This window comes from Aquabacterium fontiphilum (assembly GCF_009909205.1).
GTDB classification, from domain to species: Bacteria; Pseudomonadota; Gammaproteobacteria; order Burkholderiales; family Burkholderiaceae_C; genus Aquabacterium; species Aquabacterium fontiphilum.
This window is the reverse complement of record NZ_JAAAPN010000013.1, coordinates 104,874-122,361: the sequence shown is the minus strand read 5'-3', so window position 1 is coordinate 122,361 and position 17,488 is coordinate 104,874. Positions and strand designations below refer to the sequence as shown.

The window sequence follows — 17,488 nt, the reverse complement described above, 5'->3', positions numbered from 1 at the left end:
GCGTGAGCACGCACGGCAGCCGTCAGGCGACAGACCGGATCGATGCCCTGCTGGACAAGGATTTTCCTTGGCTGCGCTTCCCGCTCGATCTTGAACGCCGGTTTCAAAGCGAGACGCTGCCTCGCCGCCGCCGCCACTTTCTGGTCAGCGGCATCATTTCATTGCTGGTCTACAACGGCTTTCTGGTGGCTGACTACCTGATGACGCCGGATGTGTTCGTGCTGGGCTTGTTGCTGCGGATTGGTCTGTTTACACCTTTGTCGGCCGCCTTTCTCTACCTCGTCTACAAGGGGCGGTTGAACTGGATTGATCGCCATGCACCCTTCCTATACGACCTGCTGGCAGTGGTGGGTGGCTTGATCGCAGCAGGCAGCCTGGCCATCATCCTGTCGTACACGAGCAGCCCGTACGTGCCCTACTACCACACCGGGTTCATGGTGGTCATGGTGTATGGCACCACCGTCCAACGCTTGCGCTTCTGGTGGGCGCTGTTCTTCTCGGTGTCGGTGTTGACGATGCATGTGCTGACCGCGTGGCTGGCACCGGGCTTCGATCCTGTCTTTCTGCCCCCGATTGCCTCGCTCATTCTGAGCATGACGTTGTTCGTGCTGGCAGCCAACTACATGATGGAGCGCGATGAGCGCCGTCGGCATCTGCTGCTGTTGCGTGACCGGGCGCTCGTGGCTGATCTGACTCAGACCCACCAACGGTTGCGCAATCTCTCACGCGTGGACACGGTCACAGGTCTGTACAACCGCCGCCATGTTCAGGAGTATTTGCCACAGGCCTGGGCCCGTTTGCAGCACGATCAGGGACGGATGGCGTTGTTGATGGTCAATGTGGACCACTTCAAGAAGTACCACGATCGTTACGGGATGGTGGCCAGCGAAGCCTGTCTGCGCGAAGTCGCCCAGTCTGTTCAGGATTGCACACGCAGGCCCACCGATGTGGTGGCGCGCTATGACGACGACACCTTTGTTGCCATATTGCCCGATGCTGACCCGGCTCAGGCCTCGGCGATGGCCGAACGCATTCGCCAGGCAGTTGAAGGCCGACAACTGCGCCATGCGGCGTCGGCCACTTCCCGCCATGTCACCGTGAGTGTGGGCGTGGTCATTGTCCAGGCTGAGCCTGAACGGGGTCCTGAGATGCTGATTGAATCGGCTGAGCAAGCCCTCGAGGAAGCCAAATCAGGTGGGCGCAACCGCATCAGCGTACGGGTGATCCCGCCGCCAGCCGCGCCGTTCAGGGCATCGGTCGCCTGACCGGATCCAGGTGGGTCATGACATCCAGCACTGGAGCGCTGGCCATGATGCGCTGGCGTGCCATCAGGGCGATCTCGTGTGCCCGCGCCACGGTCCAATCCCCATCGACTTCCAGATGCACATCCACCTGGATCAGGTCGCCCATGCGGCGCGTGCGCAGGTCATGCCAGCCCAGCAGATCCGGCGTGCCCTCCAGGGCGGATTGAATGCGCTGAAGGTGCTCTGCCGAAGCCGCGCGATCCATCAGGTCATTGAGGGCATTCCAGGCGAACTGCGCGCCCATGCGCACGATGAGCAACCCGACGATCAAGGCGGCCACTGCATCGAGCATGGCGTAGCCGGCCATGTTGCCGGCAATGCCCAGTGCCACCACCAGCGATGAGGCGGCATCTGAGCGCGAGTGCCAGGCGTTGGCCACCAGCATGCTCGAATGCACCTTGTGGGCCTGGGCCAGCAGGTAGCGGAACAGGCCTTCCTTGCAGGCCAGGGTAAACAGCGCCACATACAAGGCCATGGGATCGAGCACATGCGCAGGCGCTTCGCCAGGGGTCAGCGCAGGAACCACGCGCCAGATCATGCCGATGCCGACACCGATCAGCAGCATGCCCAGCGCCAGGGATGAAGCCGTTTCGAAGCGCTGATGTCCGTAGGGGTGTCCTGCGTCCGCGGCCTTGTGGCTGTGGCGATTGGCCAGCAGCACGATGAAATCCGACATCAGGTCGGACAGGGAGTGGATGGCATCGGCCACCAGCGCCTGTGATCGGGTCTGCAGGCCGATCCACAACTGCACCAAGGTCAGCACCACGTTGACCAGCACGCTCACGAGCGTGCTGCGGCGGGCCACGCGATGGCGTTCGCTCAGTTCGGCAGACGGCGGCGCAGCATGCATGGCGCGGGGCCGGTCAGCCCAGCCAGTCGATGTGGTGGCCCAGTTTGCGGGCCTTGGTGGCCAGGTAACGCTCGTTTTCCGACTGGGTGTCGCTGCGCACCGGCACGCGCTCATCAATCTTGACGCCGTGCTGGCTGAGGGTATCGACCTTGCGGGGGTTGTTGGTCATGAGCTTGACCGACGACACGCCCAGGAAGTCGAGAATCTGCGCGGCCACGTCGAAGTTGCGCAGATCGGCGGCAAAGCCCAGATGCTGGTTGGCTTCGACCGTGTCCATGCCCTGGTCTTGCAACTGATAGGCCTTGAGCTTGTTGGCCAGGCCGATGCCGCGACCTTCCTGGCGCAGGTAGACCACCACGCCCGAGCCTTTCTTGCCGATCTCGCGCATGGCGAAATTCAGTTGCGGGCCGCAGTCGCAGCGCAACGAGCCGAAGACGTCGCCCGTCATGCATTCAGAGTGCACCCGAACCAGGGCCGCGCCCTGCACCTCGCCCATGACCATGGCCACGTGTTCCAGACCCGTGGCCTTTTCCTTGAACAGCTTCATCGTGAAGGTGCCGTGCTCGGTGGGCACCCGTGCCTCGGCCAGCATCTCGATCAGGGCGGACGTCACGGGCGTGGTGTCTGCCGGGGGCGCGGCAAGCGAAGACGAAGCGGCGGAATCTGGGCTGGACATCGGTTTTCCTCAGGGGTAGGTATTTTGCCTCATCCCCTGCTCAGGCGCTGGACGGCGGCTGGACCGACCGGCCCGTGGCCGCTATGATGCTGTATATAAATACAGTATTCATGATGTCCGAAGCGCCCTCCTCCACCCCCGACACGCTGGCCTTGCCGTCGCATCTGGCGGCTGCTGTGTGGCGGGGCCAGCACACTGTCATGCCGCCCTCGCGCGTATGGTGCAGCGGCCATGCGGCGCTGGATACCGAGCTGCCCGGCGGGGGCTGGCCATGGGGCAGCCTGACGGAAGTGCTCCAGGCGCAGGCCGGGCTGGGTGAGTGGCGATTGCTGGGCCCGGCCTTGCGGGCCATGGCGGCGGCTGGCGGCCGGGTGGTGCTGGTCGGGCCGCCATGGGTGCCTTGCATGCCAGCGTTGCAGTCGTTGGGCCTGGCGCCCGATCAGCTGGTCTGGGTCGCGACGGACGACATGGCCCAGCGTCTGTGGGCCACTGAACAGGCGCTCAAAGCCCCGTGTCAGAGCGCCGTGCTCGCATGGTTGCCCCAAGCCCGTGCCCCGCAGATTCGCCGCCTGCATGCGCACGCCGCCCAACATGCCGGCTTGCTGTTTGCGTTTCGACCGGTGTCTGCTGCCGCCCAACCTTCGGCCGCGCCCTTGCGTCTGACGCTGGAGTTGGCCGAGGCGCCGCATCCCCTGCTTGTCCACCTCCTCAAGCGCCGTGGGCCCCTGCGCGAGGCGCCAGTGCAACTGGCGTATTGGTCCGAAGGGGTGTGGCCCCTGCTGGCTCATGCGCCGCCTGTTCGCAACCTTCCCGGCCTTGTTCCCAACCGCATTCCCGCCCGAGCTCCTGATGTCGCATTGGATGGCCCTGGTGCCCCAACCCCTGCCCAGCCTCCTGACCGAACGCGCGCCGCATGGCATTGACCCCACCGATCTGGCACGGCATCTGGGCTGGCAATGCCTGCGCTTCACGCCCCGGGTGGCCTTGCTGGAAGAGGCGGTCGTCCTGGAGGTGCGGGCCAGTTTGCGCCTGTTCGGGGGCTGGCCGCGCCTGCGTGATCAGGTGCTGGCCCAGGCACACGCGTTGTGCGCCTGCCTGTGGGCCGATGCGCCTACCGCGCGGGGCGCGCTCGCCCTGGCGCGCGCGGGGGGCGCGCATTCTGACGTGCCCTGGCCTCGCACGCTGGATGCCTTGCCGCTGGAGGTGCTGAGCGCAGTGGCTGCCCAGGCTCACACCCTGTCTCGCCTGGGGTGTCGCACCCTGGGTGATGTGCGAAAGCTGCCACGCGGTGGGCTCAGCCGTCGCCTGGGCTCGGCTGTGCTGCAGGAGCTGGATCAGACCTGGGGCCATCTGCCCGAGGCCCTGGATTGGCTGAGCCTGCCCCCGCGCTTCGACCAGCGCCTGACCTTGCCCTGGCGGGTCGAGACGGCGCCTGATCTGGCCCAGGCCGCAGCAGGCATGCTCACAGCCTTGTGTGCCTGGTTGGCCGGCCAGCAGGCGGGCGTGCTGTCATTTGTGCTGCACTGGTATCACGACGCCATCCGGCACCAGCGTCGGCAGGGGCAGCATGTGGTGCGCCTGGCCCATCCCAGCCGCGATCCGGCTCACCTGCTGCGTCTGCTGCGCGAGCATCTGGCGCACATCACGCTGGATGCACCGGTGGAAGACCTGCGACTCGAAGCGCAAGACATCGTCGATCTGGCGCATGACGATGGCGCCCTGTTCCCCGACATGGGTCCCATGGGCATGAGCGAGCCGGGGGCGCAGGCACAGCGTCAGCAACGCGAGGCGTGGTCAGCCCTGCTGGAGCAACTGAGCGCACGCCTGGGGGCCGATCAGGTGCGTCAAGCCCAATTGCGCGCAGATCCGCGCCTGGAGTGCGCGCAACAGTGGCGGCCCGCCGTGGCCTTGCTGACCCAGGCATCCAGCCAGCGAGGCAAGACGGCCGTATCTCCGCCGCCGTGGCCGTGGCCCACCTGGCTGCTGCCTGAGCCCCTGCCCTTGTCGCTGGTCACCTTGCCGGGCGGCTGGCAGGAGGTGCCCGCTTATCAGGGGCCTCTGCGCCTGTTGGCTGGCCCCCACCGCATCGAAGCGGGCTGGTGGTGGGAGCCGGATGGCCGCGATGCTTTACATGTCGCGCGCGACTACTACCTGGCCAGCAGCGCACAGGCCGGGCTGCTGTGGGTGTTCCGCACACGGCAGTTGCCCACCGACCCACGCAGCCCGTGGTACCTCCATGGCATCTTTGCCTGATTACACCGAACTGCTGGCGCTGAGCAATTTCAGCTTTCTCCAGGGGGCGTCCCATCCGGAGGAACTGCTCCAGCGCGCGCTGGCGCTGGGTTACCGCGGGCTGGCGCTCACCGATGAGGTCAGTGTGGCCGGCGTGGTCCGTGCCCATCTTGCCTTGCGTGAGGCGCGCCAGGCCGGTGTGCCTGGGGCCGAGGCCTTCCAGTTGCTGATCGGCAGCACGTTCACGCTGGCGGAAGACCATGCCTGCCGCCTGGTGGTGTTGGCCTGCAACCGGGCGGGCTATGGCCAGTTGTGTCGCTTCATCACCGCGCTGCGTCGCGCCACCGAGGGCAAGGGCGTGGCCCCGCTGCACCGTGAAGTCATGGCGGTGCAGGCCTTGTCAGACTGCGTGGTGCTGCTGGTGCCGGCCCCTCACGCACCGACCGAGGTGGTGCAGGATCAGGCCGCCTGGCTTCAGTCTCACTTTGCGGGTCGTGCCTGGCTAGGTGTGGCGCTGCATCAGCAATTGCATGATGGCCTGTGGCTGCGCCTGTTGCGCCGTGTGAGCCAGACGGTGGGCCTTCCGCTGGTGGCCGTGGGTGATGTGTGCATGCACGTGCGCTCGCGTAAGCCGCTGCACGATGTGCTCACAGCCATCCACTTGAACCAGCCGGTGGCCGATTGCGGCTGGGCGCTGATGCACCACGCCGAGCGCCACCTGCGCAGCCGGCTACGCCTGACACAACGCTACCCGGCCGACCTGCTGGCCGCGACGCAGGAGGTGGCCCGGCGCTGCACCTTCAGCCTGGATGAGCTGCGCTACGAGTACCCGCAGGAAGTGGTGCCCGAGGGCCACAGCCCTGCATCGTGGCTGCGCAGCCTGACCGAATCGGGCCTGCGCGAGCGTTACGGCACCCGGGTGCCGACCGGCGTGCGCCAGCAGGTCGAGCATGAGTTGCAGCTGATCACCGAGCTGGGCTATGAGCCCTACTTCCTCACTGTGCATGACATCGTCCACTTCGCCCGCTCGCGCGGCATCCTGTGTCAAGGGCGGGGCAGCGCGGCGAATTCGGCGGTCTGCTATGCCCTGCGCATCACCGAGGTCAATCCTGAGGACAGCACCTTGCTGTTCGAGCGCTTCATCTCGAAAGAGCGCAATGAGCCGCCCGACATCGACGTCGACTTCGAACATGCGCGCCGTGAAGAGGTCATCCAGTACCTGTATCGCAAATATGGGCGAGACCGCGCTGCCTTGACGGCCACCGTGATCCGTTACCTTAGCCGCAGCGCCTTGCGCGACGTGGGCAAGGCCCTCGCGCTGGATGCCGACGCCGTCGACCGTGCGGCCCACAACCTGCACTGGGCCGAAGGGGTGGACCTGCTGGTGCAGCGGCTGGCCGAGGTGGGTTTTGACCCAGCCGATCCGCGTGTTCAACAATGGCTGGAACTGTCTCGCACGCTGATCGGCTTTCCTCGCCACCTCAGCCAGCACACGGGCGGCTTTGTGATCGCCCGCGGCGCGCTGAGCGAACTGGTGCCCATCGAGAACGCCACCATGGCCGAGCGCAGCGTGATCCAGTGGGACAAGGATGACCTGGATGCGCTCGGACTGCTGAAGGTCGATGTGCTGGCGTTGGGCATGCTCACGGCCTTGCGCAAGTCGATGGATTTCATTGCGCAATGGCGCGGCTTGCCCGCTTTCGAGTTGCAAGACATCCCGCGCGGGGATGAGGCCACTTACGACATGGTGTGTCAGGCCGACACCATCGGTGTGTTCCAGATCGAAAGCCGGGCCCAGATGAGCATGCTGCCGCGGCTGCAGCCACGCTGCTTCTATGACCTGGTGGTCGAGGTGGCACTGGTGCGCCCCGGGCCCATCCAGGGCGGCATGGTGCACCCGTACTTGAAGGCGCGCGAGCAGGAGCGCGTGGCGCCCGGCTCCATCGTCTATCCCAAGGGGCTGGAGGCTGCCCTGAAGCGCACCCTGGGTGTGCCGATCTTTCAGGAGCAGGTGATGCAAGTGGCCGTGCTGGCCGCTGGCTTCAGCCCTGGTGAGGCCGATGCGCTGCGGCGCTCGATGGCCGCATGGCGGCGCAAGGGCGGCGTGCACAAGTTCTACGACCGGGTGATCCAGGGCATGCTGAGCAATGGCTACGAGCGCGAGTTTGCCGAACGCATCTTCAAGCAGATCGAAGGCTTTGGCGAATACGGCTTTCCTGAATCGCATGCGGCCAGCTTTGCGCTGCTGGTCTACGCCAGCGCCTGGGTGAAATGCCACGAACCGGCGGCCTTTCTGGCCGGCCTGCTCAATGCCCAGCCCTTGGGCTTTTATTCGCCCAGCCAGCTCATCCAGGATGCGCGGCGTCACGGCGTGGTGGTGTGGCCGCCCGATGTGTGTCACAGCGACTGGGACTGCACGCTGGTGCCCTCAGGCGCCGCTCAACCGGCCGTGCGCCTGGGGCTGCGTCTCGTGGCCCATTTGCCCCGCGCAAGTGCCGAGCGCATCGTGAGCGTTCGCCAGCGGGCTGCTTTCACGGATGTGGATGAACTGGCCCGCCTGGCCAGCCTGGATCAAGCCGATCTGCGTGCCCTTGCGGCAGCAGATGCGCTGCAGAGCCTGGCGGGCCACCGCCGCCAGCAGGTCTGGGAAGCCGCCGCGCTTCACCGCGCGCCGCCGCTGTTGCGCGACGCACCGGTCGATGAAGCGCCACTGCTGCTGCCTGCCGCGCCGGAGGGCGAAGAGATCGTGTTCGACTATGCGGCACTGGGCCTGACCCTGAGGCGCCACCCGCTGGCCCTGCTGCGGCCACGTCTGTCAGACGAGCGGTTGATGAGTGCCGCCCAGCTGGCCGACTACCGCGATGGGCAGCTGGCCCGCGCGTGCGGCATCGTCACCGTGCGCCAGCAGCCGGGCACGGCTTCCGGCGTGGTGTTTGTGACGTTGGAAGACGAAACCGGCACCGTCAACGTCATCGTCTGGCCCCACCTCAAGCAACGCCAGCGACAAGAGTTGATGCACGCGCGGCTGATGGCCGTTTATGGCGTCTGGCAACGCCAGGGCGAGGTGCGTCACCTGGTGGCCCACCGCCTCAGAGACCTCACCCCGCTGCTGGGCCGGCTGGCCACGCACAGTCGGGACTTTCACTGAGGCCCCATTGGCGCCGTGACAACACGCGCCGGCGCCCGGCAACAGTCAAAATTAGACAATAATCGTTGTCACAAAATAGAATCCACCGCTGCGGCCCGCCTCAGAGGCCCCCACCCAACCCGGAGACAAGCATGAGCATCGCCAACACCTGCGTCCTGATCGCCGCCATCCTGCCCATCCTCACAATGGGCATGGCCAAGGCTGCCACTGCTGGCAAACGCCGCAGCGAAGGTGGCTACGACAACAACCACCCCCGCGACTGGGCTGCCAAGCAGACCGGCTGGAAGGCGCGCGCCGCCGCTGCCCAGAACAACGGTTTCGAGGCCCTGCCCCTGTTCGTGTTCGCCGTGCTGGCCGCGCAACTCGCCGGTCTGGATCAGGCCCGCACCGACATGCTGGCCATGGCCTTCATCGGCGCGCGCCTTGTCTACACCGGCCTGTACTTCGCCAACATCGCCGCGCTGCGCAGCGTGGTGTGGTTCATTGGCCTCGGTCTCACCGTCGCCATCTTCGCCCCCACGCTGAAGCTGCCGTTCTGATCGGCTGAGTTGGGTGCTTAGCGCTTGCGCACCGGCATCAGGTCGGTGCACGTGCCATGCGCTGCCTCGGCGGCCAGTCCCACGCTCTCGCCCAGCGTGGGATGCGGGTGGATGGTTTTGCCGATGTCGACTTCGTCGGCGCCCATCTCGATGGCCAAGGCGATCTCGCCAATGAGGTCGCCCGCGTGCGTGCCCACGATGCCGCCCCCGACGATGCGGTGCGTTTCAACGTCGAACAGCAATTTGGTGAAACCCTCCGAGCGGCCATTGGCCAGCGCGCGGCCTGAGGCCGCCCAAGGGAAGAGGCCCTTCTTGACTGCCCTGCCCTGCGCCTTCGCCTGGTCTTCGGTCAGGCCCACCCAGGCGATCTCTGGGTCGGTGTAGGCCACGCTGGGGATCACACTGGCGTCGAAGGCGGCGCGGACGAGCTTGTCGTCGCCCAGCAGTTCTCCGGCGATGACCTCGGCCGCCACGTGGCCCTCATGCACGGCCTTGTGCGCCAGCATGGGCTGGCCCACCAGGTCGCCAATGGCAAACAAGCTGGGCACGTTGCTTCGCATCTGCCGGTCCACGGGCACGAAGCCGCGCTCGTTGACCGTCAGGCCCGCTTGCTCGGCGCCGATCTTGCGGCCGTTGGGCGAGCGGCCCACGGCCTGCAGCACCAGATCGTAGACGGCAGGTTCAGGCGCAGGCTCGCCGTCTTTGGCCGAGGCAAAGCTCACCTTGATGCCTTCGGGTGTGACTTCGGCCGCCACGGTCTTGGTATTGAGCATGACGCGGTCGAAGCGGTGCGCGTTGACCTTGTCCCAGACCTTGACCAGATCGCGGTCGGCGCCTGGCATCAGGCCGTCGCCCATCTCGACCACATCAATACGGGCACCCAGCGTGGAGTAGACCGTGCCCATCTCCAGGCCGATGATGCCGCCTCCAATGACCAGCATCTTCTTGGGGACGCTGGCCAGCGCCAGGGCACCTGTGGAATCGACGACGCGTGGATCATCGGGCATGAAAGGCAGGCGCACGGCCTGTGAGCCCGCGGCCAGGATGGCGCGCTTGAAGCGCAACTGGCGCGTCTCGCCCGTCTTGTCCTGGCTGGTGCCGGTGGTGAGCTCCACCTTCAAGGTGTGCGCGTCCACCAAACTGCCGTAGCCGCGCACCACCTCCACCTTGCGGGCCTTGGCCATGGCGGCCAAGCCTTGCGTGAGCTTGCCGGTGACACCCGACTTGTGGGCGCGCAGCTTGGCCAGATCCAATGTGGGCGCGCCATAGCTCACGCCCAGCGCGTCGAAATGCTTGACCTCGTCCATCACGGCGGCCACATGCAGCAGCGCCTTCGACGGGATGCAACCCACGTTCAGGCACACGCCGCCGAGCTCGGCGTAACGCTCGACCAGGATGACCTTGAGGCCCAGATCGGCGGCACGGAAGGCGGCGCTGTAGCCCCCGGGCCCGCCGCCGAGCACCAGCACATCGCAGTCGGTATCGGCCGGGATGCCGGCAGGAGCGGCCACCGTGGCTGCAACCACTGGAGCCTGGGAGGCGGCGACAACAGAAGCCGGCGCCACCACCGGCGCCGACGGCGTGGTGGCCGATGCAGCCGGAGCGGGGGCCGCTGCCGCGGTTGCCGCAGCGCCCGCCACATCCAGCGTCAGGATCACGTGGCCCTGCCCCACGCGGTCGCCCAGCTTGACCTTGATCTCGCCGACCACCCCGGCTTGGGGCGAAGGCACCTCCATGGAAGCCTTGTCGGATTCGAGCGTGATCAGGCTCTGCTCGGCGGCCACGCTCTGGCCGGGCTTGACGAGGATTTCGATGATGGCCGCGTCGGCGATGTCGCCCAGGTCGGGCACGGGGATGTCGATGTATGCCATGACCGTCCCCTTACACCAGTGCGCGGCGGAAGTCCGCCAGCAGCGACGCCAGGTAGGCGTTGAACTTGGCTGCCGACGCCCCGTCGATGACGCGGTGGTCGTAGCTCAGGCTCAGCGGCAGCATCAGGCGCGGCACGAACTCGCTGCCGTTCCATACCGGCTTCATGGCCGACCGGCACACGCCCAGGATGGCCACCTCCGGCGCGTTGATGATGGGCGTGAAGGTCGTGCCCCCGAAACCGCCCAGCGACGAGATCGAGAAGCAGCCACCACTCATCTCGGCCGGCGTCAGCTTGCCGTCGCGTGCCTTGGCGGCCAACGCAGCGGTTTCCAGCGCCAGCTGGCTCAGCGATTTCTGGTCCACGTCACGGATCACGGGCACCACCAGGCCGTTGGGCGTGTCGGCCGCAAAGCCGATGTGCACGTACTGCTTGAGTACCAGGTCATCGCCATCCAGCGATGCGTTGAACTGCGGGAACTTGCGCAGCGACACCGCACAGGCCTTGAGCAGGAAGGCCAGCAGCGTGAACTTGGTGCCGGCCTTGGCGTGCTCCTCGTTGAGCCTGACGCGGAAGGCCTCCAACTCGGTGATGTCGGCCTCTTCGTTGTTCGTGACGTGCGGGATACGGACCCAGTTGCGGTGCAGGTTCGCGCCCGAGATCTTCTTGATGCGCGACAGCGGCTGGCGCTCGACGGGGCCGAACTTGGTGAAATCGACCGCAGGCCAGGGCAGCAGCGTCATGCCGCCCAGATCTGCCGAGCCAGCGCCCGTGCCGGTGCCAGCCGCAGCCGGCGCGGGTTGGGCGCCACGCGCCATCACGCCTTTGACGAAACCCTGGATGTCGGCATGCGTGATGCGTCCCTTGGGGCCCGTGCCCTGCACCTGGCCCAGTGGCACGCCCAGTTCGCGTGCAAAGCGCCGCACCGACGGCGAAGCATGCGGCACGACGCCGGGTGCCGCCACAGCCTCTTCCGCCAGGGCCGCAGTCGGCATGCTGCGCCCCGGCGCCTCAGATGCTGGAGCGGGTGCAGCAGGCAAAGCGGCAGGCGCCACAACGGCAGGTGCCGAGGGCGCGGCGGCCGCAGGGGCTGGTGCCGCGGGTGCAGGCGCGGCTGGCGCATCGGCTGCTGCGGTTTCCAGCACGCCAATCACCGCACCCTGGCTGACCTTGTCGCCCAGTTTCACGCGCAGCTCTTTCAGCACGCCGCCTACCGAGGCGGGCACCTCCATCGAGGCCTTGTCGGATTCGATGGTGATCAGGCTCTGTTCGGGCTTGATGGTGTCGCCCGGTTTGACGAGCAGCTCGATGACCGCAGCGTCGCTCACGTCCCCGATGTCCGGGACGGTCAGTTCTATCGTTGCCATGTTGCAGTCCTCGGGTCGTCAGGCGTACAGGGGGTTGATCTTGTCGGTGTCGATGCCGTATCTGGCAATCGCCTCGGCCACCTTGGCCACCGGAACGGCCCCCTCATCGGCCAGCGACTTCAGCGCCGCGACCACGATGTAATGCCGGTTGATCTCGAAGTGCTCGCGCAGGCGGTAGCGGAAGTCGCTGCGGCCGAAGCCGTCGGTACCCAGCACCTTGTACGCGCGTCCCTTGGGGATGTAGGCCCGGATCTGCTCAGGCAGCGCCTTGACGTAGTCGGTCGAGGCCACCACCGGGCCTTGCGTGCGGCCGAGTTGCTTCGTCACGAAGGCCTCGCGTGGTGCGTCGGTCGGGTGCAGCAGGTTCCAGCGCTCCACATCCTGGCCGTCGCGGGCCAGCAGGTTGAAGCTCGGGCAACTCCACACGTTCGCGCCCACGCCCCAATCGGCCTCCAGCAGCGCCTTGGCGGCCATCGACTCGCGCAGGATGGAGCCTGAGCCCAGCAGGTTGACTTGCAGCGCCTTGCTTGCATCTGCATCTTGCAGCAGATACATGCCGGCGATGATTTCCGCCTCGGTGCCCGGCTTCAGGCCCGGTTGCGCGTAGTTTTCGTTGAGCAGCGTCAGGTAGTAGAAGACGTTTTCCTGCTGCTCGACCATCCGCTTGAGGCCATCCTGGATGATCACGGCCACCTCGTGGGCGAAGCTCGGGTCGTAGCTCAGGCAGTTCGGGATCGTGCCCGCCACCAGCTGGCTGTGGCCGTCTTCGTGTTGCAGGCCTTCGCCGTTCAGCGTGGTGCGACCCGACGTGCCGCCCAGCAGGAAGCCGCGCGCCTGCATGTCACCTGCCGCCCAGGCCAGGTCGCCAATGCGCTGCAGCCCGAACATTGAGTAGTAGATGTAGAACGGGATCATCACGCGGTTGTTCGTCGAGTACGACGTCGCCGCGGCGATCCACGAGCTCATGCCGCCCGCTTCGTTGATGCCCTCTTGCAGGATCTGGCCGGCCTTGTCCTCGCGGTAGTACATGACCTGGTCCTTGTCGACCGGGGTGTACTTCTGGCCCTCCGGCGCATAAATACCGATCTGGCGGAACAAGCCCTCCATGCCGAAGGTGCGGGCCTCGTCCACCAGAATGGGCACCACGCGCGGGCCCAGGTTGGCATCGCGCAGCAGCGGCGTCAGGCAGCGCACGAAGGCCTGGGTGGTCGAGATCTCGCGGCCATCGGCCGTGGGCTCCAGCACGCTCTGGAACGCGTCCAGGCCGGGCACGGGCAGCGTCTCCTCGGCCTTGGGGCGGCGCTTGGGCAGGTAGCCACCCAGGGCTTGGCGGCGCTCGTGCAGGTACGTCATCTCCGGCGTGTGCTCGGCCGGTTTGATGAAGGGCAGATTCGGCAGGTCCTCGTCGGTCACGGGGATGTTGAAGCGGTCGCGGAACAGCTTGATGTCCTCGTCGGTCAGCTTCTTGGTCTGGTGGGCAGTGTTCTTGCCCTCGCCGCTCTTGCCCATGCCGAAGCCCTTGACCGTCTTGATCAGCAGCACGGTGGGCTGGCCCTGATGGTTGGCTGCCGCATGGTAGGCCGCGTAGACCTTCTGCGGATCATGGCCACCCCGGTTCAGGCGCCAGATGTCGTCGTCCGACAGGCGGGCCACCATCTCGGCGGTGCGCGGGTCACGCCCGAAGAAGTTCTGGCGAACGAAGGCGCCGTCGTTGGCCTTGCAGGCCTGGTAGTCGCCGTCAACCATCTCCATCATGATCTTGCGCAGGATGCCTTCCTTGTCGCGCGCCAGCAGCGGATCCCAATACGAGCCCCACAGCAGCTTGATCACGTTCCAGCCGGCGCCGCGGAACTCGCCTTCGAGCTCCTGCACGATCTTGCCGTTGCCGCGCACAGGGCCATCCAGGCGCTGCAGGTTGCAGTTGATGACGAAGATCAGGTTGTCGAGCTTTTCGCGGGCGGCCAGGCCGATGGCGCCCAGCGACTCGGGCTCATCCATCTCGCCGTCGCCGCAGAACACCCACACCTTGCGCTTGCTGGTGTCGGCAATGCCGCGCGCGTGCAGGTACTTGAGGAACCGGGCCTGGTAGATCGCCATGATGGGCCCCAGGCCCATCGACACCGTCGGGAACTGCCAAAACTCGGGCATCAGCTTCGGGTGCGGGTAGCTGGAGAGGCCCTTGCCCCCCACTTCCTGGCGGAAGTTGGCCAGTTGGTCTTCGGTGATGCGGCCTTCCATGAAGGCGCGGGCGTAGATGCCCGGCGCGGAATGGCCCTGGATGTACAGCAGGTCGCCGCCGTGATCGGGCGTATCGGCATGCCAGAAATGGTTGAAGCCGACGCCCAGCATGGTCGCCAGCGAGGCGAATGAAGAGATATGCCCACCCAGGTCGCCACCATCCGGCGGGTTGTGGCGGTTGGCTCGCACGACCATGGCCATGGCGTTCCAGCGCATGAAGCTGCGCAGCCGCTCCTCGATCTCCAGATTGCCCGGGTGGTGGGCCTCGTCTTCGACCGGAATGGTGTTCACGTACGCCGTGGTGGCCGAGAACGGCATGTCGATGCCGGCCTGGCGGGCGTGATCGAGCAGGTTCTCGAGCAATTCGTGGGCGCGGGCGCGGCCCTCGGTCTGAATGACGCCGGACAGGGCGTCCAGCCATTCGCGGGTTTCTTCGGGATCCAGGTCCAGGGATGCGGACGGCAGCGGATCATGGGCAGACATGGGTTCAGTCTCCAGAAGTGAGGGCCTGTGCACCAGTATGGACACCGGCCCGGGTCCCCGGATCGCGGATAAGCGAGGGAACCACAGGGTTTCGAAGTGTTTCCACAACAGGGGTGGCGCCGGGAAACACGAAAAGCATACGCTGACTTTCCTGCAGATCGGATGCGGGATCCCACACGGATAATTGCACCATGGTGTTTCCCGCAACATTGCCGCCCTCCTCGCCGTCTTCGCCCGCCCCGACTGCGGGCAGCCAGACCAATCGGCTGTTCTGGCGCTGGTGGCGTCGTCAGACGCCCAGCCAGCAAGACCGCTACGCCACGCTGGGCCCGCTGGTATCGGTCCTGCTCTTTCTGGCGGCCATCATCGCGGCCTTCTGGTACTTGCGCAACGAAGAACTGGAGCGTGAACAGGAGGCCGTCAAGCGCGACACCGAGGTCGTCCAGCAGCAGATCCGCCTGCGCCTGATTGACAACCAGGAGCAGCTCGTTCGTCTGGCCCGAGAGGTCAACCTGCGGGCAATCAACACGGAACAGTTCCTGCGTCAGACGGGGGATTTCATTCGCTCTCGCCCCGAGGTGGTGGGCATTGCCTGGGTCGGTGCCGACCGCAGCGTGCGGGCTTCGCGCAACACCCTGAGCCTGCCGCTGGACCCCAGCAGCGTGGGCGAGCAGGCGCGGCAAGCCCCCGCCATGGCAGATTACGACCCCTTCAAGGGCGCCCCTGAGCCGGTGGAAGGCTTTCGCGTGGCCCGCGACCGGGGCCAGCCCAGCTACTCCTACCCGTTTCGCAACGCGGCGGGCAACAAGGTCATCCAGATCCACGTGCCCATGGTCGACCGCGGCGTCTTCGCCGGCGCGGTGGTCGCCGAGTACGCCCTCGAGCCCCTGATGCGGTACCTCGTGCCGCAGGAGATCGCCAGCCGCCATGCCATGAGCCTCGTCCAACTGGACGGCTCGCCCCTGACGGGTAGCGTTGGTCTGGGCAGGGAAGCCACGGGCGCGCGCCCCACCTTTGTGCACGAAGTGGTCGTTACCCCGGTCAGCAATGGCCTGATTCTGCGCGGCATGGGTTTTCGGACCTCCTCCAGCCTGATCGGCAACACGCTGTTCTGGATGGTGGTAGCGCTGTCGGCGCTGACCGTCTGGACGCTGATGGGCACGCTGCGCCACATGCGCCGCCGCGCCGAAATTCAGAAGACACTGGTGCAGGAAACCAACTTCCGCCGGGCCATGGAGAACTCCATGCTCACCGGCATGCGCACCATCGACCTGGAGGGCCGTATCACCTACGTGAACCCGGCCTTCTGCGCGATGACGGGTTTCTCGGAAGAAGAGCTGATTGGCTGCGTGCCGCCCTACCCCTACTGGCCCAAGGATCGGCTCGACGAGTTCAACCGCATGTTCCAGCAAGAGCTGCTGGGCCGCAGCCCCATGGGCGGCATTGAGGTGGTGATGCAGCGGCGGGATGGCAGCCAGTTCGATGCCCGCATGTATGTGTCGCCCCTGATCGACGCCCAGGGCGACCAGACTGGCTGGATGACCTCGGTCACCAACATCACCGAGGCCAAGCGCGTGCGCGATCAGCTCACGGCGGCCCACGAGCGCTTCACCACCGTGCTGGAGGGGCTGGATGCCGCCGTGTCCGTGGTGTCCGTCCAGCGCGGCGAGCTGTTGTTCGCCAACCGCTCCTACCGCCTTTGGTTCGGTGCCAATCCGGACGCCCACACGCAGCTCACAGGCGGTGAGGTCACGCCCGATGAGGTGATCGATGGGGACGAATCGGTTGACGACTTCGGTGGCCTGCCTGCCCAGGCCCTGACCAATGCCGGCAGCGACACCCGCGAGGTGTTCCTGGAAGGCGCGCAGAAGTGGTTCGATGTGCGCGCCCGCTACATCCAGTGGACGGATGGCAACCTGGCCCAGATGCTGATTGCCACCGACATCACAGACCGCAAGCTGGCCGAAGATGCCGCCGCCCGGCAGGCTGAGAAAGCCCAGTTCACCAGCCGGCTCATCACCATGGGCGAGATGGCCTCGACGGTGGCGCATGAGCTCAACCAGCCGCTGGCTGCCATCTCGAACTACTGCAGCGGGATGCTGAGCCGGGTCAAATCCGGCAACATCGACAATGAGGCGCTGATCAGTGCGCTGGACAAGACAGCCCGTCAGGCGCAACGCGCCGGCCAGATCATCCACCGCATCCGCCAGTTCGTGAAACGAAGCGAGCCGCAGCGCCAGCCCTGCCGCGTGCGCGACATCACCGACGCCGTGCTCGATCTGGCCGTCTTCGAGATGAAGCGCCGCCGCGTGACGCTCAACACCGTGGTGGCCAACCGCCTGCCGCAGATCATGGCTGACCCCATTCTGGTGGAGCAGGTGCTGCTCAACCTGCTGAAGAACGCGGCAGAGGCCATCGACACCTCGAACATGCCGCAGTCGCGCCGCGTGATCGACCTGCGTGTGCAGCAACGCCGGACCGAGGAGCAAGGCGAGGTTGTGGAGTTCACCGTCACCGACAGCGGCCCGGGCATGAAGGAAGAGATGCTGGCCCGCCTGTTCGAAGCCTTCCACTCGACCAAAGCCGAGGGATTAGGGATAGGCCTGAGTCTCTGCCGCTCCATCATCGAGTCGCACCATGGCAGGATCAAGGCCGAGAACCTCTACAATGGGTCGGTGACAGTTGGATGTCGATTCAGCTTCACGCTGCCCATCGACACCGGCGAAGGCGCAGGCCCTGCCGATGCGGCATCCTCATCCTCCAACGATTTTGCTGGCTGAC

Annotated in this window: 11 protein-coding genes; 6 read left to right on the top strand and 5 right to left on the bottom strand. The window is 66.1% G+C overall.

What is annotated here, in order from left to right; all coding sequences use genetic code 11:
* The first annotated feature begins 2 nt into the window (after positions 1-2).
* A complete protein-coding gene (locus GTZ97_RS17035) occupies positions 3-1,265 on the top strand; it encodes a GGDEF domain-containing protein (RefSeq protein ID WP_161651467.1) in 1,263 nt (420 codons plus the stop codon).
* Here the strand turns inward: GTZ97_RS17035 and GTZ97_RS14895 are convergent.
* Both GTZ97_RS14895 and ribA read right to left on the bottom strand, forming a co-directional pair.
* Positions 1,246-2,154, bottom strand: a complete 909-nt coding sequence (locus tag GTZ97_RS14895) for a cation diffusion facilitator family transporter (RefSeq protein WP_161651465.1) — start codon at positions 2,152-2,154, stop codon at positions 1,246-1,248. The two genes, GTZ97_RS17035 and GTZ97_RS14895, sit on opposite strands and share 20 nt — an antisense overlap.
* A 13-nt stretch (positions 2,155-2,167) precedes the next feature.
* Entirely contained in the window at positions 2,168-2,830 is a 663-nt protein-coding gene (gene ribA / locus GTZ97_RS14890; protein WP_161651463.1) for a GTP cyclohydrolase II, read from the bottom strand.
* A gap of 110 nt (positions 2,831-2,940) precedes the next feature.
* On the opposite strand from ribA, the gene imuA reads away from it, so the two are divergent.
* The 4 genes from imuA to GTZ97_RS14870 all read left to right on the top strand — a co-directional run bounded on the left by imuA (position 2,941) and on the right by GTZ97_RS14870 (position 8,749).
* Positions 2,941-3,753, top strand: a complete 813-nt coding sequence (gene imuA, locus GTZ97_RS14885) for a translesion DNA synthesis-associated protein ImuA (RefSeq protein ID WP_161651461.1) — start codon at positions 2,941-2,943, stop codon at positions 3,751-3,753.
* Positions 3,692-5,083 carry a DNA polymerase Y subunit UmuC family protein gene (locus GTZ97_RS14880; RefSeq protein ID WP_161651459.1) on the top strand — a complete coding sequence of 464 codons (1,392 nt, stop codon included), beginning with the start codon at positions 3,692-3,694 and terminating at the stop codon, positions 5,081-5,083. Before imuA ends, GTZ97_RS14880 begins: the two co-directional genes overlap by 62 nt.
* Entirely contained in the window at positions 5,067-8,210 is a 3,144-nt protein-coding gene (locus GTZ97_RS14875) for an error-prone DNA polymerase (protein WP_161651457.1), read from the top strand. The genes GTZ97_RS14880 and GTZ97_RS14875 overlap by 17 nt, the downstream gene beginning before the upstream one ends.
* 131 nt (positions 8,211-8,341) lie before the next feature.
* Positions 8,342-8,749 carry an MAPEG family protein gene (locus GTZ97_RS14870; protein WP_161651455.1) on the top strand — a complete coding sequence of 136 codons (408 nt, stop codon included), beginning with the start codon at positions 8,342-8,344 and terminating at the stop codon, positions 8,747-8,749.
* Positions 8,750-8,766: 17 nt separating this feature from the next.
* Here GTZ97_RS14870 and lpdA read toward each other — a convergent pair whose 3' ends face one another.
* The 3 genes from lpdA to aceE are packed head-to-tail and all read right to left on the bottom strand — an operon-like array spanning position 8,767 to position 14,707.
* Positions 8,767-10,620 (bottom strand): dihydrolipoyl dehydrogenase, encoded by a 1,854-nt coding sequence (lpdA, locus tag GTZ97_RS14865; protein WP_161651453.1) that lies wholly within the window; start codon positions 10,618-10,620, stop codon positions 8,767-8,769.
* Between the two features lie 10 nt (positions 10,621-10,630).
* Positions 10,631-11,986 (bottom strand): dihydrolipoyllysine-residue acetyltransferase, encoded by a 1,356-nt coding sequence (gene aceF, locus GTZ97_RS14860; RefSeq protein ID WP_161651451.1) that lies wholly within the window; start codon positions 11,984-11,986, stop codon positions 10,631-10,633.
* Positions 11,987-12,004: 18 nt separating this feature from the next.
* Positions 12,005-14,707 (bottom strand): pyruvate dehydrogenase (acetyl-transferring), homodimeric type, encoded by a 2,703-nt coding sequence (gene aceE / locus GTZ97_RS14855; RefSeq protein ID WP_161651449.1) that lies wholly within the window; start codon positions 14,705-14,707, stop codon positions 12,005-12,007.
* Between the two features lie 191 nt (positions 14,708-14,898).
* Here aceE and GTZ97_RS14850 point away from each other — a divergent pair, with 191 nt between their 5' ends.
* Entirely contained in the window at positions 14,899-17,487 is a 2,589-nt protein-coding gene (locus GTZ97_RS14850; protein ID WP_161651447.1) for a PAS domain S-box protein, read from the top strand.
* The last annotated feature ends 1 nt before the right edge of the window (position 17,488 follow it).

Excerpts from the sequence above, each read along its gene's own strand:
- GTZ97_RS14895 (WP_161651465.1), bottom strand. The coding sequence starts at position 2,154 with ATGCATGCTGCGCCGCCGTCTGCCGAACTGAGCGAACGCCATCGCGTG.
- GTZ97_RS14880 (WP_161651459.1), top strand. The coding sequence starts at position 3,692 with ATGGCCCTGGTGCCCCAACCCCTGCCCAGCCTCCTGACCGAACGCGCG.
- imuA (WP_161651461.1), top strand. The coding sequence starts at position 2,941 with ATGATGTCCGAAGCGCCCTCCTCCACCCCCGACACGCTGGCCTTGCCG.
- aceF (WP_161651451.1), bottom strand. The coding sequence starts at position 11,986 with ATGGCAACGATAGAACTGACCGTCCCGGACATCGGGGACGTGAGCGAC.
- aceE (WP_161651449.1), bottom strand. The coding sequence starts at position 14,707 with ATGTCTGCCCATGATCCGCTGCCGTCCGCATCCCTGGACCTGGATCCC.
- GTZ97_RS14870 (WP_161651455.1), top strand. The coding sequence starts at position 8,342 with ATGAGCATCGCCAACACCTGCGTCCTGATCGCCGCCATCCTGCCCATC.
- GTZ97_RS14875 (WP_161651457.1), top strand. The coding sequence starts at position 5,067 with ATGGCATCTTTGCCTGATTACACCGAACTGCTGGCGCTGAGCAATTTC.
- lpdA (WP_161651453.1), bottom strand. The coding sequence starts at position 10,620 with ATGGCATACATCGACATCCCCGTGCCCGACCTGGGCGACATCGCCGAC.
- ribA (WP_161651463.1), bottom strand. The coding sequence starts at position 2,830 with ATGTCCAGCCCAGATTCCGCCGCTTCGTCTTCGCTTGCCGCGCCCCCG.
- GTZ97_RS14850 (WP_161651447.1), top strand. The coding sequence starts at position 14,899 with ATGGTGTTTCCCGCAACATTGCCGCCCTCCTCGCCGTCTTCGCCCGCC.